We start from the raw sequence: 589 nt of genomic DNA on the forward strand, positions 1-589 counted from the left end.
GACAGCCGAAACCAGAGAATGCGGCCCAGTCCGAAAGGAGCTAGCCGATGAGGAAGAGCAAGTTCAGCGAGAGCCAGATCGTGGCGATCCTGAAAGAAGGAGAGGCCGGGCTGCCGGTGGCCGAGGTGTGCCGCAAGCACGGCATCAGCGCGCCGACGTACTACGCGTGGAAGAGCAATTGAGCGGGCGCGACGGTCTCGGACCTGACACGCATGCGCGAGCTGGAAGCGGAGAATGCCCGGCTCAAGCGCATGTATGCCGACCTGGCGCTGGAGAACGCGGCGATCAAGGACGTGCTGGCAAAAAAATTCTGACGCCGTCCGCGAGGCGGCAGGTGGTCTCGGCCATGGTGACCGAGCATCGCTTGCCAGTCACACGAGCCTGCAGGGCCGCAGGCTTGTCGCGGGCGGCGTACTACAAGACGCCGCCGCTGCCGCAGGAGAAGGATGCCGAGGTGATTGATGCGCTCAATGGCGTGGTCGAGCGCAACGGCCGCTGGGGGTTCTGGAAATGCTTCGACCGACTGCGCCTGGATGGCCGCCCTTGGAACCACAAACGGGTCTGGCGGGTGTATTGCGAGCTGGGCCTG

1 pseudogene is annotated in these 589 nt (G+C 64.5%); it reads left to right on the forward strand.

Annotated features, from left to right (window positions below):
* Positions 1–47: 47 nt before the first annotated feature.
* A pseudogene (locus tag NFT33_RS16540) lies at positions 48–589 on the forward strand (transposase); the annotation flags it as partial.

It is taken from the genome of Sphaerotilus sp. FB-3 (genome assembly GCF_023706025.1).
Taxonomy (GTDB): domain Bacteria; phylum Pseudomonadota; class Gammaproteobacteria; order Burkholderiales; family Burkholderiaceae_C; genus Sphaerotilus; species Sphaerotilus sulfidivorans.